Annotated in this window: 13 protein-coding genes, 1 tRNA gene and 1 rRNA gene; 8 read left to right on the top strand and 7 right to left on the bottom strand. The window is 55.4% G+C overall.

The features are described 5' to 3' along the window. From VW41_18150 to VW41_18130, 5 genes are all read right to left on the bottom strand, one after another. Positions 1-201: a thiamine biosynthesis protein ThiS gene (locus tag VW41_18150; protein AJZ90803.1), complete on the bottom strand. Its 201-nt coding sequence runs from the start codon at positions 199-201 to the stop codon at positions 1-3. Further along, positions 185-940 carry a molybdopterin biosynthesis protein MoeB gene (locus VW41_18145; GenBank protein AJZ90802.1) on the bottom strand — a complete coding sequence of 252 codons (756 nt, stop codon included), beginning with the start codon at positions 938-940 and terminating at the stop codon, positions 185-187. Before VW41_18145 ends, VW41_18150 begins: the two co-directional genes overlap by 17 nt. Then, a complete protein-coding gene (locus VW41_18140) occupies positions 933-1568 on the bottom strand; it encodes a thiamine-phosphate pyrophosphorylase (GenBank protein ID AJZ90801.1) in 636 nt (211 codons plus the stop codon). The genes VW41_18145 and VW41_18140 overlap by 8 nt, the downstream gene beginning before the upstream one ends. Further along, the gene (locus tag VW41_18135; protein ID AJZ90800.1) at positions 1568-3469 is read right to left on the bottom strand and encodes a thiamine biosynthesis protein ThiC; all 1902 of its coding nucleotides are present in this window, start codon (positions 3467-3469) and stop codon (positions 1568-1570) included. Before VW41_18135 ends, VW41_18140 begins: the two co-directional genes overlap by 1 nt. Before the next feature lie 250 nt (positions 3470-3719). Further along, on the bottom strand, positions 3720-4223 hold the full coding sequence (locus VW41_18130) for an anti-RNA polymerase sigma 70 factor (GenBank protein AJZ90799.1): 504 nt from the start codon (positions 4221-4223) through the stop codon (positions 3720-3722). A 98-nt stretch (positions 4224-4321) separates the two neighbouring features. On the opposite strand from VW41_18130, the gene nudC reads away from it, so the two are divergent. From nudC to VW41_18100, 6 genes are all read left to right on the top strand, one after another. After that, entirely contained in the window at positions 4322-5095 is a 774-nt protein-coding gene (nudC, locus tag VW41_18125) for an NADH pyrophosphatase (protein AJZ90798.1), read from the top strand. 35 nt (positions 5096-5130) lie between these two features. Next, positions 5131-6198: a uroporphyrinogen decarboxylase gene (gene hemE, locus VW41_18120; protein ID AJZ90797.1), complete on the top strand. Its 1068-nt coding sequence runs from the start codon at positions 5131-5133 to the stop codon at positions 6196-6198. Between the two features lie 11 nt (positions 6199-6209). Beyond that, the gene (locus tag VW41_18115; GenBank protein ID AJZ90796.1) at positions 6210-6881 is read left to right on the top strand and encodes an endonuclease V; all 672 of its coding nucleotides are present in this window, start codon (positions 6210-6212) and stop codon (positions 6879-6881) included. Positions 6882-6924: 43 nt separating this feature from the next. Then, on the top strand, positions 6925-7515 hold the full coding sequence (locus VW41_18110; protein AJZ90795.1) for a hypothetical protein: 591 nt from the start codon (positions 6925-6927) through the stop codon (positions 7513-7515). A gap of 186 nt (positions 7516-7701) precedes the next feature. Next, a complete protein-coding gene (locus VW41_18105; GenBank protein ID AJZ90794.1) occupies positions 7702-7974 on the top strand; it encodes a DNA-binding protein in 273 nt (90 codons plus the stop codon). Between the two features lie 14 nt (positions 7975-7988). Then, complete coding sequence (locus tag VW41_18100; GenBank protein AJZ90793.1) at positions 7989-8681, top strand: membrane protein; 693 nt, start codon at positions 7989-7991, stop codon at positions 8679-8681. Positions 8682-8727: 46 nt separating this feature from the next. Here the strand turns inward: VW41_18100 and VW41_18095 are convergent, their stop codons facing one another. Then, positions 8728-10020 (bottom strand): phosphoribosylamine--glycine ligase, encoded by a 1293-nt coding sequence (locus VW41_18095; protein AJZ90792.1) that lies wholly within the window; start codon positions 10018-10020, stop codon positions 8728-8730. 18 nt (positions 10021-10038) lie between these two features. Continuing rightward, a complete protein-coding gene (gene purH, locus VW41_18090; protein AJZ90791.1) occupies positions 10039-11628 on the bottom strand; it encodes a phosphoribosylaminoimidazolecarboxamide formyltransferase in 1590 nt (529 codons plus the stop codon). Between the two features lie 616 nt (positions 11629-12244). On the opposite strand from purH, the gene VW41_18085 reads away from it, so the two are divergent. Beyond that, positions 12245-13795, top strand: a 16S ribosomal RNA gene (locus VW41_18085). A 76-nt stretch (positions 13796-13871) separates the two neighbouring features. Continuing rightward, positions 13872-13947: transfer RNA gene (locus tag VW41_18080), tRNA-Glu, on the top strand. Positions 13948-14002: the final 55 nt, after the last annotated feature.

The following is a 14002-nucleotide window of genomic DNA, read 5'->3' as shown; positions in this document are numbered from 1 at the left end:
TCAGCCCCCGGCAATTGCCTGAAACAGCAGAATGGTGTCGCCCTCGCGAAGCAGATAACTGCTCCACTGTTCGCGCGGGATAATGGTTTGGTTAACGGCCAGCGCCGCGCCAGCTTTGCCCTGATCCAGCTGGGCCAGAAGGGCGGCGAGCGTCAGGCCGGGAGTCAACTCCAGAGGTTCATCGTTAAACTGAATGTGCATCGTGACCTCCGCAGACCGGGCAGGTGGCTGATTTTTGCATCGTCAGCGTGCGCCAGCTGTGCTGCCGGGCGTCAAATAAACGTAGAGCGCCGGTAGCAGGTGCCATCCCGGTAAGCAATTTGATGGCCTCCAGCGCCTGAAGGGTGCCCATCACGCCCACGACCGGGCCGATAACGCCAGAGGTGCGGCAGTTCCGTTCAGGTTCACTCTCGTCAGGCCAGACGCAGCGGTAACAGCCATGTTCCCAGGGGGGCGTTAGCACCATCATCTGGCCGCCAAAGCCGACGGCGCTGGCGGTGATAAGTGGTTTATTTGCGGCCACGCAGGCGGCGTTTACCGCCTGACGGGTTGCCATATTGTCGCAGCAGTCCAGCACCACATCGGCCTCGCGCACGACTTTGGCCAGCGAGGTACCCGCCAGCCTTTCCGCCAGCGGAACAATTTTTACGCCTGGGTTCAGGCGCTGCAAATGCTGGTGGGCAACGGAAGATTTCGGGCGCTCAATATCCTCTGAGGTAAACAGGATTTGGCGCTGAAGGTTGCTGATATGCACCCTGTCATCGTCCGCGACGATAAGTTTGCCTACGCCCGCGGCGGCAAGATACAGGGCGGCAGGTGAACCTAAGCCGCCGAGACCGACGACCAGCGCCGTGCTGGACAGCAGTTTTTCCTGCCCTTCAATCGCCACATCTTCCAGCAAAAGCTGGCGGCTGTAGCGCATAAAATCTGCATCATTCATCGCCGGTGCCTGCCAGTTCAAGTAATTGCCTGGTTGCCGCTCGCCAGTCGGGAGCCTGCGTAATGGCGCTGACGACGGCGACGCTGCCCACGCCGGTGGCTAAGACGGCAGGCACGCGATCGATGCTTATCCCGCCGATGGCAACGGTGGAGTAATCACCCAGTGTCTGAATATGTTCTGTCAGTTTGTTCAGCCCCTGCGGGGAAGAGGGCATCTGCTTGGTTTGGGTGGGGAAGACATGGCCCAGCGCGATGTAGGACGGGTTAGCGCTTAAGGCGCGGTCCATTTCCATGTTGTCGTGGGTGGAAAGCCCCAGTCGAAGCCCGGCTTCACTTATCGCCGCCAGATTGGCGACATCCATATCCTCCTGGCCGAGATGTACGCCGTAGGCACCGTGTTTGACGGCCAGTCGCCAGTAGTCGTTGATGAACAGGCGGGCGTTGTAACGTTCACCGAGCGCAATGGCTGCCACGACGTCAGCTTCAACGTCCTCATCGCGTTTGTCTTTGATACGAAGCTGGATGGTTTTGACGCCTGCGCCGAGGAGACGCTCGATCCATTCCACGCTGTCGACGACCGGATAAAGGCCCAGTCGGCGTGACGTAGCCGGGAAAATGAGTTTGGACATTATACTTCCTCCTGTCTGAGATAAATTTCACCGCCCCGGTCGCGGAAGTGCTGAGACATATCCTCCATGCCTGCATCTATCGCCTGTTTTGCGGCGTAGTCGCGCACTTCTTGTGTGATTTTCATAGAGCAAAACTTAGGGCCGCACATGGAGCAGAAATGCGCGACTTTGCCGGATTCCTGCGGCAACGTTTCATCGTGGTAAGCGCGAGCGGTGAAGGGGTCGAGCGCCAGGTTGAACTGGTCTTCCCAGCGAAATTCAAAACGTGCCTTGGACATCGCGTTATCGCGGATTTGTGCCCCCGGATGCCCTTTAGCCAGGTCCGCGGCATGAGCGGCAATCTTGTAGGTAATCAGCCCCTGCTTAACGTCTTCTTTGTTTGGCAGACCGAGATGCTCCTTCGGCGTGACGTAGCAAAGCATCGCGCAGCCAAACCAACCGATCATGGCGGCGCCAATACCGGAGGTGAAATGGTCATAGCCCGGCGCGATATCGGTTGTGAGTGGGCCAAGAGTATAGAAAGGTGCTTCGTGGCAATGGGTCAGTTCCTCTGTCATGTTGCGGCGAATCATCTGCATCGGCACATGCCCCGGGCCTTCAATCATCACCTGGACGTCGTACTCCCAGGCAATTTTGGTCAGCTCGCCCAGCGTATGCAGTTCGGCAAACTGAGCGTCGTCGTTGGCATCCTGAATGGAGCCCGGGCGTAAGCCGTCGCCCAGGGAAAGAGAAACGTCATAGGTGGCGCAGATTTCGCAGATTTCGCGGAAGTGCTGATACAGGAAGTTTTCCTGATGATGGGACAGGCACCATTTCGCCATAATCGACCCACCCCGTGAAACGATACCGGTCAGGCGTTTCGCGGTCATCGGGACATAGCGAAGCAGCACCCCTGCGTGAATGGTAAAGTAATCCACGCCTTGCTCTGCCTGCTCCAGCAGCGTGTCGCGAAACATTTCCCAGTTCAGGTCTTCAGCGATACCGTTCGCCTTCTCCAGCGCCTGGTAGACAGGCACCGTGCCGATGGGTACCGGGCTGTTGCGCAGGATCCATTCTCGCGTTTCGTGAATGTAGCGGCCGGTTGAGAGATCCATCACCGTGTCAGCCCCCCAGCGAGTGGCCCACACCAGCTTCTCCACTTCTTCTTCAATGGAGGACGTGACCGCCGAATTGCCGATATTGGCATTGACCTTCACCAGAAAATTGCGGCCGATAATCATCGGCTCTGATTCAGGATGGTTGATATTGGCGGGAATAATCGCTCGCCCGGCAGCGACTTCATCGCGGACAAACGCCGGCGTGATATTTTCTGGCAGGCTGGCACCAAACCCTTCGCCTGGATGCTGGTGACGCAGGATGGCATCACGAATACGCTCGCGCCCCATATTTTCGCGAATAGCGATGAATTCCATCTCTGGGGTGACAATGCCTTGTCGGGCGTAATGCAGTTGGGTGACGCATTTTCCGGTTACCGCCCGGCGAGGTTTTGACTGAGTTTCAAAGCGCAATTCGTCCAGGCCGTCGTCGGCCAGACGCGCTTTTGTATAAGCCGAGCTGCGTTCATCCAGCGGTTCGCTGTCACGCCTATCGGCAATCCAGGCACTGCGTAGGGGAGATAGCCCGTTTAACACGTTTATGGCGATGTCGGGATCGCCATAGGGGCCGGAGGTATCGTAGACGGGGACCGCGTCGTTTGGCTGATATTGCGGGGCATCTTTGTTCCCGCCGGTGAGCGTCGGGCTTAGCTGGATTTCGCGCATTGGGACGCGGATATCTTCGCGTGACCCGGTCAGATAGATGCGTCGGGAGTTAGGGAAAGCGGTGCCTTCAAGCGTATTGATAAAGTGTTGGGCGGCGGCGCGCTGTTCGCGGCGGCCTGATTTTTTTTCAGATGCAGACATAGCTCATTCCAGGTTTAGTCAGGATATGGCTTGTCAGGACAACGGAAGGAGTAATGGATATGGGCCGCCCGAGAACGGGTGCACCCAAAGACAGAATTACTCTTGTTCCCTTCGCAGGTTCTAACCTGATCAGGTTCCGCGGATCCCGAATTAACGGTCTCAGCCGGTGCATAACGCACTCGGCACTCCGACAAGAATGATCCCACCTTGCGGTGGGAAAGTTGTAAATTACTCGTTAATAGCTAACAACTCAAGCTGGACTTGCCAGCCCGGCGGGATCGCTGGCGCTGCCGTCAAGGTTGTTATCGATGGCCAGGAGGACTAGCTTATCCTCAAGGGTGAAGCGGGACTCCAGGCACTCGCCAATCTCCGACAGCGCCTGCTGAAATTCGACCCAGCTGTCGCGGTCAATGGCGTTTTCCAGGTGAGAGTCGTAGAGGTCCATGATTTGCTGGGTATTAGCTTCCAGTTGAGGGTAGAGCTGTGCTGCACTTAGCAGTGGGCTGCTACCTTCCAGGTTGCCGATGATTCGTTCGTAGATACTGAAATGACCGGAAGAGAGGTAATCCACCAGACCGTGACAAAAGTTGTCTAACGCTTTTTCGTCGAGCGCGGTGTGCGATTCCTTGTTAGGCTTGATCCCGACCATGTTGTAATAGGCAACCAACAGGTGTTTACGGGCCTGCAGCCAATGGTCAACTAACTCATTACTACCACCAACGCGCTCAGTCAGATTGGCTAACTGGTTCAGCATGATTGAGACTCCGTGAGTTAAAAGATTGAACGCAAACTAACCCAAAAAAGTAAAAACTAATTGTTTATATCAGTGAACACGGGGATGTGCACCAGGTTATGGAACGTGTTATTCAAAACTTAGATCATGGTTGGTGGATAGTCAGCCATGAGCAAAAAATATGGTTGCCACAGGGTGACTTACCTCACGGTAGCGCGGCAGAATTTCAGCTTGTGGGCAGCCGTGCCCTGGATATCGGTGAGTGGGAAGGTGAACCCGTCTGGCTGATTAGAGAAAACCGCCACTCGGACATGGGCTCACTGCGCCAGCTCCTGGATCGCGATGTTGGCCTGTTCCAGCTGGCTGGGCGCGGCGTTCAACTGGCCGAGTTTTATCGCTCGCATAAGTATTGCGGTTACTGCGGCCATGAAATGCACTTCAGCAAAAGCGAATGGGCGATGCTCTGCGGGCACTGCCGGGAACGCTATTACCCGCAAATCGCCCCCTGCATTATCGTCGCCATTCGCAAGGACGATCATATCCTGCTGGCTCAGCACACTCGCCACCGCAACGGCGTTTATACCGTGCTGGCCGGATTTGTCGAAGTAGGTGAAACGCTGGAGCAGGCGGTGGCTCGTGAAGTAATGGAAGAGAGCAGCATTCAGGTGAAAAACCTGCGCTACGTGACTTCTCAGCCCTGGCCGTTCCCACAGTCGCTGATGACCGCATTTATGGCGGATTATCACAGCGGTGAAATCAACATTGACCCGAAAGAGCTGCTGGATGCGGGCTGGTATCGCTATGACCAACTGCCACTTCTGCCTCCGCCAGGCACCGTGGCGCGCCGCTTAATTGAAGATACCGTCGCCCTGTGTCGCGCGGACTATGAGTGATAGACTGCGGCGATACAGCTAAAGGAAAGGTAAAAATGACTGAACTGAAGAACGATCGTTACCTGCGCGCCCTGCAGCGCTTGCCGGTAGATATCACCCCTGTGTGGATGATGCGCCAGGCCGGGCGTTATTTACCAGAATACAAGGCAACGCGTGCTCAGGCGGGTGACTTCATGTCGCTGTGCAAAAACGCCGAGCTGGCCTGCGAAGTCACCCTGCAACCGCTGCGCCGCTATGCGCTGGATGCGGCGATCCTCTTCTCGGACATTCTGACCATTCCGGACGCGATGGGGCTTGGGCTGTACTTTGAAGCTGGCGAAGGCCCGCGCTTTAGCTCCCCCATTAAAAGCCTGGCCGATGTTCAAAAACTGCCGGTTCCCGATCCGGAAGGCGAGCTGGCTTACGTGATGAACGCGGTGCGCACCATTCGCCGCGAGCTGAAGGGGGAAGTGCCGCTGATTGGCTTCTCCGGCAGCCCGTGGACGCTGGCAACCTATATGGTGGAAGGCGGCAGCAGCAAAGCCTTCACCGTAATTAAGAAAATGATGTTTGCCGAGCCGAAGGCGCTGCACCTGTTGCTGGATAAACTGGCCCAGAGCGTGACGCTGTACCTGAACGCGCAAATTCGTGCGGGCGCGCAGTCGGTCATGATCTTTGACACCTGGGGCGGCGTGCTGAGCGGGCGTGATTACAAAGAGTTCTCACTCTACTACATGCACAAAATCGTCGATGGTTTGCTGCGTGAAAATGAGGGCCGTCGCGTGCCGGTGACGCTGTTCACCAAAGGCGGTGGGCAGTGGCTGGAAGCGATGGCGGAAACCGGCTGCGACGCGCTGGGCCTCGACTGGACGACGGACATCGCGGACGCCCGTCGTCGCGTAGGGCATAAGGTTGCGCTGCAGGGCAACATGGACCCTTCTATGCTTTATGCTCCGCCGGCACGTATCGAGGAAGAAGTTGCCACCATTCTGGCTGGTTTCGGCCAGGGAGAAGGGCACGTCTTTAACCTCGGGCACGGTATTCACCAGGACGTGCCGCCGGAACATGCGGGGGTCTTTGTGGAATCAGTGCATCGCCTGTCCGCGCAATACCACCGCGCTTAAGGTCGCAAGAGATGGAGCTCGCCATACTACGGGAGCAGCAGCTGGATCTGGCCTCAAAGGTGATCCGCGAAGATCGCCTTGACCAGGATCCGCCGCGGTTGATCGCCGGGGCCGATGTCGGCTTTGAACAGGGTGGGGATGTCACCCGCGCGGCCATCGTTTTGTTGAGCTACCCCTCTCTTGAGTTGGTTGAATATCAGGTGGCAAGAATTGCCACCACCATGCCCTATATCCCCGGTTTTTTATCCTTTCGAGAATATCCCGCGCTGCTTGAGGCGTGGGGCATGCTTTCCCGGAAACCCGATCTGGTGTTTGTGGACGGGCACGGCATCTCTCATCCCCGCCGCTTAGGTGTTGCCAGCCATTTTGGCCTGCTGGTGGACGTACCAACCATCGGCGTGGCGAAAAAGCGGCTGTGCGGGAAGTTTGAGGCACTGGACGACGAGCCCGGCGCCCGTGCAGCGTTAATGGATAAAGATGAACAACTTGCCTGGGTCTGGCGCAGTAAAAAACGCTGCAATCCCTTGTTTGTTTCTACCGGGCACCGCGTAAGCCTCGACGGCGCGTTAACCTGGGTTGAGCGCTGCATGGCCGGCTATCGCCTGCCGGAGCCGACCCGCTGGGCCGATGCCGTTGCCTCCGGACGCCCCGCTTTTAAGCGCCTGCAAGCAATCGGCAGGTGATTCAGGTAAACTGCCGCTAATTTTCCGTCTTTGAGACACCGTCATGTTACAGAACCCTATTCATTTACGCCTGGAGAAGCTGGAAAGCTGGCAGCACGTCACCTTTATGGCCTCTTTGTGTGAGCGTATGTACCCGAACTACGCCATGTTTTGCCAGCAAACCGGTTTTGGCGATCCTCAGCTTTATCGCAAGATCCTTGACCTGATTTGGGAAACCCAAACGGTGAAAGACGCCAAAGTGAACTTTGATAGTCAGTTAGAGAAACTTGAAGAGGCAATTCCTGCGGCTGGCGACTATGATATCTACGGTGTCTATCCGGCGATTGACGCGTGCGTGGCGTTGAGTGAACTTATTCACTCGCGTCTCTCGGGTGAAACGCTGGAGCACGCAATCGAAGTCAGTAAATGTTCAATCACTTCGGTGGCGATGCTGGAAATGACTCAGGCCGGTCGTGAAATGACCGACGAGGAGTTGAGAGCAAACCCGGCGGTAGAAGAAGAATGGGACATTCAGTGGGAGATTTTCCGGCTGCTGGCGGACTGCGAAGAACGCGATATTGAGCTCATTAAAGGGCTTCGTGCTGACCTCCGAGAGGCTGGCATCAGTAATATCGGTATAAATTTGCAGCAGTAAGACAGTAAAACGTGACATACAGTCTGATTTGTCCTCCCTGGAGGCTTCCAATTAACCCCCCGTCTGGTCTACATTTGTGGGGCGAATAAAAGTGGCTATCGGTGCGTGTATGCAGGAGAGTGCTTTTTGGGCATTTCCGTCGCACTCGATGCTTAGCAAGCGATAAACACATTGTAAGGATAACTTATGAACAAGACTCAACTGATTGATGTAATTGCTGACAAGGCTGACCTGTCTAAAGCACAGGCTAAAGCTGCTCTGGAATCCACTCTGGCTGCAATTACTGAGTCTCTGAAAGAAGGTGATGCTGTACAACTGGTTGGTTTCGGTACCTTCAAAGTGAACCACCGTGCTGAGCGCACTGGCCGCAACCCGCAGACCGGTAAAGAAATCAAAATTGCTGCTGCTAACGTGCCGGCATTTGTTTCTGGTAAAGCACTGAAAGACGCGGTTAAGTAAGTTAACGCGTGTCAGTGAACAGTTTTAACAGAGGGGCGTTTACGCCCCTTTTGTCCGTCTGGCGTCCGCTACTGGCGCTGGCGGGTGCACTGGTGCTCACGGCATGCAGCAGCAATAAACTCCCTCCTTTTACCGCTACCGGTTATGTTGCCGATCAGGGCGTGGTGCGCATCTGGCGAAAAGACAATGCCGATGAGTCCACCCACATACTTACCGCATTTAGTCCGTGGCAGCACGGCGCAACCACCACCGGTGAATACCGCTGGCAGGGCGACAAACTGACCTTTATCGAACTCAATATTCAGGGCAAGCAGCCGGAGCATGTCAAAGTCCGCTTTGATGACCACGGCGAACTAAGCTTTATGCAGCGGGAAGTGAATAGCCAGAAGCAGCAGCTTTCTAACGATCAGGTGGCTTTGTACCAGTTCAACGCCAATCGTATTCGTGAGACCAGCGAAGCGCTGCGCATTGGCCACGTTGTGCTGCGCCAGGGGCGCTGGCACCAGAACGGCACGGTAACGACCTGCGAAGGTGAAACGTTATCACCGAAGCTTGATAGCGCCTCCCTGAGCCATATAGCTCGCCGCCAGAGCCACTCATCCCTCGACGTCAGCATTGCCTGGCTGGAAGCCCCGGAAGGCTCACAGCTGTTGCTGGTGGCGAACCAGAACTTCTGCAGCTGGCAGCCTAAGCCTGGCGATTTCTAGGCATAAAAAAACCGCCACGAGGGCGGTTTAATCTGTTTTGTCGAGCTTACTTCACGTTTTCACGCGCAATGGCACGATAACCGATATCCGTGCGGCTGAAGCTACCATCCCAGTGAATATCTTTTTTCAGCTCCAGCGCGCGCTGTTGAGCTTTGGCAACCGTCTCTCCTAACGCAGTCACGCATAGTACGCGCCCGCCGTTGGTGAGCACGCGGTCATCTTCACTGAGCTTAGTCCCTGCGTGGAAGACCTTGCCATCGGCCACTTCTTCCAGCGGCAGGCCGTGGATAACGTCGCCGTTGCGATAATCGGCCGGATATCCGCCCGCCGCTAGCACGATGCCCAGGGCCGGACGTTCATCCCACTTAGAGTCTTTCTCATCAAGTTTGCCGTCACAGGCGGCGAGGCACAGCTCGACCAGGTCTGACTGCAGGCGCAGCATGATGGGCTGGGTTTCCGGGTCACCAAAGCGGCAGTTGAACTCAATCACCTTCGGATTGCCCTGCTTGTCAATCATTAGCCCGGCGTACAGGAAGCCCGTGTAGGTATTACCCTCGGCAGCCATACCGCGTACGGTAGGCCAAATCACGCGCTCCATGGTGCGCTGATGGACTTCGTCGGTCACAACCGGGGCGGGAGAGTAAGCGCCCATGCCGCCGGTGTTCGGGCCTGTATCGCCGTCGCCAACGCGCTTATGATCCTGGCTGGTGGCCATCGGTAGTACATGTTCGCCATCAACCATCACAATAAAGCTGGCTTCTTCGCCGTCGAGGAACTCTTCAATAACAATGCGGTGACCCGCATCGCCAAACGCGTTCCCGGCCAGCATGTCATTGACGGCAGCTTCAGCCTCTTCCAGCGTCATCGCAACAATGACGCCTTTGCCTGCGGCCAAGCCATCGGCCTTAATTACGATGGGCGCCCCTTTCTCGCGCAGGTAAGCCAGCGCAGGCTCAACGTCGGTGAAGTTCTGGTATTCCGCAGTTGGGATATTGTGGCGAGCCAGGAAGTCTTTGGTAAAAGCCTTCGAGCCTTCCAGCTGTGCGGCGCCTTCGGTTGGCCCGAAGATCTTCAGGCCAGCGGCGCGAAAAGCATCCACCACGCCAATCACCAGCGGTGCTTCCGGGCCAACGATGGTTAAGTCGATTTTTTCGTTCTGCGCAAAACTTAGCAAGGCTTGAATATCAGTCGCGCTGATAGCCACATTCTGCAGCGCAGGCTCCAGTGCGGTACCCGCATTGCCTGGTGCAACAAATACTGTCTGCACTAAAGGTGATTGGGCCGCTTTCCAGGCCAGCGCGTGCTCGCGCCCGCCGTTACCAATAACTAAAACTTTCATCTATAAACGCTCCGGTAATTAATGGCGGAAGTGGCGCATATCGGTGAAGATCATCGCGATCCCATGCTCGTCGGCGGCGGCAATGACTTCATCATCACGGATAGAACCGCCCGGCTGGATAACGCAGCTCACGCCAGCTTCGGCTGCGGCATCAATGCCATCACGGAACGGGAAGAAGGCATCAGAAGCCATGGCAGAGCCTTTCACTTCCAGTCCTTCGTCGCTGGCCTTGATCCCGGCAATTTTGGCGGAGTAGACGCGGCTCATCTGGCCAGCACCTATCCCGATGGTCATATTGTCGCGGGCATAAACGATGGCGTTGGATTTAACGAACTTCGCCACTTTCCAGCAGAATAGTGCGTCATGCAGTTCTTGCTCTGTCGGCTGGCGTTTAGTCACCACGCGCAGGTCGCCCGCGGTAACCATACCTAAATCGCGATCCTGAACCAGCAGGCCGCCGTTCACTCGTTTGAAATCAAGGCCCGGGGCACGTTTCTGCCACTGGCCGCAAACCAGGACGCGAACGTTCTGTTTGGCCGCGGTTACCTTCAGTGCTTCTTCGCTAGCGGAAGGGGCGATAATTACCTCGACGAACTGCCGGGAAATAATGGCCTGTGCAGTTTCTGCATCCAGCTCACGGTTGAACGCGATAATGCCGCCGAAGGCAGAGGTTGGATCGGTTTTATAAGCCAGGTTATAGGCTTCGAGCACGGTACCACTGACGGCCACGCCGCAAGGGTTGGCGTGCTTAACGATAACGCAGGCCGGTTCGTCGAACTCTTTCACGCACTCCAGTGCCGCATCGGTATCCGCAATATTGTTATAGGAGAGCGCTTTGCCCTGAACCTGGGTCGCGGTTGCCACGGACGCTTCTTTAATTTCTTCTTCTATATAGAAGGCTGCCTGCTGGTGGCTGTTTTCGCCATAGCGCATATCCTGCTTCTTAATGAAGTTCAGATTCAGCGTGCGTGGGAAGCGGCCGGCAGGATCCTTGCTTTCGCCATGGTAAGCCGGGACCAGACTACCGAAGTAGTTAGCGATCATGCTGTCGTATGCGGCGGTATGCTCGAACGCCTTGATCGCCAGATCGAAGCGGGTTTCCAGCGTCAGGGATCCTTCGTTAGCGTCCAGCTCGGCAACGATCGCCTGGTAGTCACTGCTTTTTACTACGATCGCGACATCTTTATGGTTCTTGGCTGCGGAGCGAACCATGGTTGGACCGCCGATATCGATGTTCTCAACCGCATCTTCTAAAGAGCAGCCTTCGCGGGCAACGGTCTGGGCAAACGGATAAAGGTTAACGACGACCATATCAATAGGAGAGATGGCGTGCTCCGCCATAATGGCATCGTCCTGACCGCGACGGCCCAGAATGCCGCCGTGAACTTTCGGGTGCAGCGTTTTGACGCGTCCGTCCATCATCTCTGGAAAACCGGTGTAGTCGGAGACTTCGGTTACCGGCAGGTTTGCTTCAGCCAGCAGGCGAGCGGTTCCGCCGGTGGACAGCAGCTCCACTCCACGCTGGGAGAGGGCCTGAGCGAATTCGACGATACCGGCTTTGTCAGAAACACTGAGCAGTGCGCGGCGTACAGGACGACGTTGTGACATGGTTTTATCCCTTGGCTTTGGTTCGCATATAGAAGAGCGTTAGCTGAATTTTAGTCTTCACCTTAGTTCTGGCGGGGCAGAAAAGGGAAATTAAGGAAAAGAAGAGACAAAAACTCAGCTAACGCCCCCATCGGGGGTGTCCATTTTATCGCGGTGCATTGTAGCGAAAACGTTTGCGTCACGCTCGCGAATTTTAAGTTCAAATCCGGATTGTGGATAAGTCTGTGTGCAAAAGGGTATAAGGCGGGGTTTTGCTGTGGAATGCAGCAGTCAGTCATTTTTCTGTCATTTTAGTGTTGCAGCGCCGGGAGAACTCCCTATAATGCGCCTCCATCGACACGGAACATGTGAACAACATCACAGAGTAACGGTGAAGATGAGAGTGAAAAATCCTGAAATTAAGGATTGACTCTGAAAGAGGAAAGCGTATTATACGCCACCTCGAGTTAGCAAGCGAAAGCGACTGACTCACTGCTCTTTAACAATTTATCAGACAATCTGTGTGGGCACTCGCAGGATTGATATCTCAGCATCTTAGGATGCAAACAAATATCAAGTCTTGAAGAGTGACTACTGATTTTATAAACAGTTTTAATTCTTTGAGCATCAAACACTTTTAAATTGAAGAGTTTGATCATGGCTCAGATTGAACGCTGGCGGCAGGCCTAACACATGCAAGTCGAGCGGTAGCACGGGGAGCTTGCTCCTGGGTGACGAGCGGCGGACGGGTGAGTAATGTCTGGGGATCTGCCTGATGGAGGGGGATAACTACTGGAAACGGTAGCTAATACCGCATAACGTCGCAAGACCAAAGAGGGGGACCTTCGGGCCTCTTGCCATCAGATGAACCCAGATGGGATTAGCTAGTAGGTGGGGTAATGGCTCACCTAGGCGACGATCCCTAGCTGGTCTGAGAGGATGACCAGCCACACTGGAACTGAGACACGGTCCAGACTCCTACGGGAGGCAGCAGTGGGGAATATTGCACAATGGGCGCAAGCCTGATGCAGCCATGCCGCGTGTATGAAGAAGGCCTTCGGGTTGTAAAGTACTTTCAGCGAGGAGGAAGGCATTAAGGTTAATAACCTTAGTGATTGACGTTACTCGCAGAAGAAGCACCGGCTAACTCCGTGCCAGCAGCCGCGGTAATACGGAGGGTGCAAGCGTTAATCGGAATTACTGGGCGTAAAGCGCACGCAGGCGGTTTGTTAAGTCGGATGTGAAATCCCCGGGCTCAACCTGGGAACTGCATTCGAAACTGGCAAGCTTGAGTCTTGTAGAGGGGGGTAGAATTCCAGGTGTAGCGGTGAAATGCGTAGAGATCTGGAGGAATACCGGTGGCGAAGGCGGCCCCCTGGACAAAGACTGACGCTCAGGTGCGAAAGCGTGGGGAGCAAACAGGATTAGATACCCTGGTAGTCCACGCCGTAAACGATGTCGACTTGGAGGTTGTGCCCTTGAGGCGTGGCTTCCGGAGCTAACGCGTTAAGTCGACCGCCTGGGGAGTACGGCCGCAAGGTTAAAACTCAAATGAATTGACGGGGGCCCGCACAAGCGGTGGAGCATGTGGTTTAATTCGATGCAACGCGAAGAACCTTACCTACTCTTGACATCCAGAGAACTTTCCAGAGATGGATTGGTGCCTTCGGGAACTCTGAGACAGGTGCTGCATGGCTGTCGTCAGCTCGTGTTGTGAAATGTTGGGTTAAGTCCCGCAACGAGCGCAACCCTTATCCTTTGTTGCCAGCGGTTCGGCCGGGAACTCAAAGGAGACTGCCAGTGATAAACTGGAGGAAGGTGGGGATGACGTCAAGTCATCATGGCCCTTACGAGTAGGGCTACACACGTGCTACAATGGCGCATACAAAGAGAAGCGACCTCGCGAGAGCAAGCGGACCTCATAAAGTGCGTCGTAGTCCGGATTGGAGTCTGCAACTCGACTCCATGAAGTCGGAATCGCTAGTAATCGTAGATCAGAATGCTACGGTGAATACGTTCCCGGGCCTTGTACACACCGCCCGTCACACCATGGGAGTGGGTTGCAAAAGAAGTAGGTAGCTTAACCTTCGGGAGGGCGCTTACCACTTTGTGATTCATGACTGGGGTGAAGTCGTAACAAGGTAACCGTAGGGGAACCTGCGGTTGGATCACCTCCTTACCTAATAGATACAACCCGCGTAGTGCTCACACAGATTGTCTGATAGATGTAGAGAAGCAAGGCGTCTTGCGATTGAGACTTCAGTGTCCCCTTCGTCTAGAGGCCCAGGACACCGCCCTTTCACGGCGGTAACAGGGGTTCGAATCCCCTAGGGGACGCCACTTGCTGGTATGTAAGTGAAAGTTGCGTGCCGTTATATCTCAAAACTGACTTGAA

The organism is Klebsiella michiganensis (assembly GCA_000963575.1).
In the GTDB taxonomy this organism is placed as follows: domain Bacteria; phylum Pseudomonadota; class Gammaproteobacteria; order Enterobacterales; family Enterobacteriaceae; genus Cedecea; species Cedecea michiganensis_A.
Note: the sequence above shows the minus strand (reverse complement) of the source record. Positions and strands in the feature narration are given on the sequence as shown.

Excerpts from the sequence above, each read along its gene's own strand:
- purH (AJZ90791.1), bottom strand. The coding sequence starts at position 11,628 with ATGTCACAACGTCGTCCTGTACGCCGCGCACTGCTCAGTGTTTCTGAC.
- nudC (AJZ90798.1), top strand. The coding sequence starts at position 4,322 with ATGGAACGTGTTATTCAAAACTTAGATCATGGTTGGTGGATAGTCAGC.
- hemE (AJZ90797.1), top strand. The coding sequence starts at position 5,131 with ATGACTGAACTGAAGAACGATCGTTACCTGCGCGCCCTGCAGCGCTTG.
- VW41_18130 (AJZ90799.1), bottom strand. The coding sequence starts at position 4,223 with ATGCTGAACCAGTTAGCCAATCTGACTGAGCGCGTTGGTGGTAGTAAT.
- VW41_18115 (AJZ90796.1), top strand. The coding sequence starts at position 6,210 with ATGGAGCTCGCCATACTACGGGAGCAGCAGCTGGATCTGGCCTCAAAG.
- VW41_18150 (AJZ90803.1), bottom strand. The coding sequence starts at position 201 with ATGCACATTCAGTTTAACGATGAACCTCTGGAGTTGACTCCCGGCCTG.
- VW41_18145 (AJZ90802.1), bottom strand. The coding sequence starts at position 940 with ATGAATGATGCAGATTTTATGCGCTACAGCCGCCAGCTTTTGCTGGAA.
- VW41_18140 (AJZ90801.1), bottom strand. The coding sequence starts at position 1,568 with ATGTCCAAACTCATTTTCCCGGCTACGTCACGCCGACTGGGCCTTTAT.
- VW41_18135 (AJZ90800.1), bottom strand. The coding sequence starts at position 3,469 with ATGTCTGCATCTGAAAAAAAATCAGGCCGCCGCGAACAGCGCGCCGCC.
- VW41_18095 (AJZ90792.1), bottom strand. The coding sequence starts at position 10,020 with ATGAAAGTTTTAGTTATTGGTAACGGCGGGCGCGAGCACGCGCTGGCC.
- VW41_18105 (AJZ90794.1), top strand. The coding sequence starts at position 7,702 with ATGAACAAGACTCAACTGATTGATGTAATTGCTGACAAGGCTGACCTG.
- VW41_18110 (AJZ90795.1), top strand. The coding sequence starts at position 6,925 with ATGTTACAGAACCCTATTCATTTACGCCTGGAGAAGCTGGAAAGCTGG.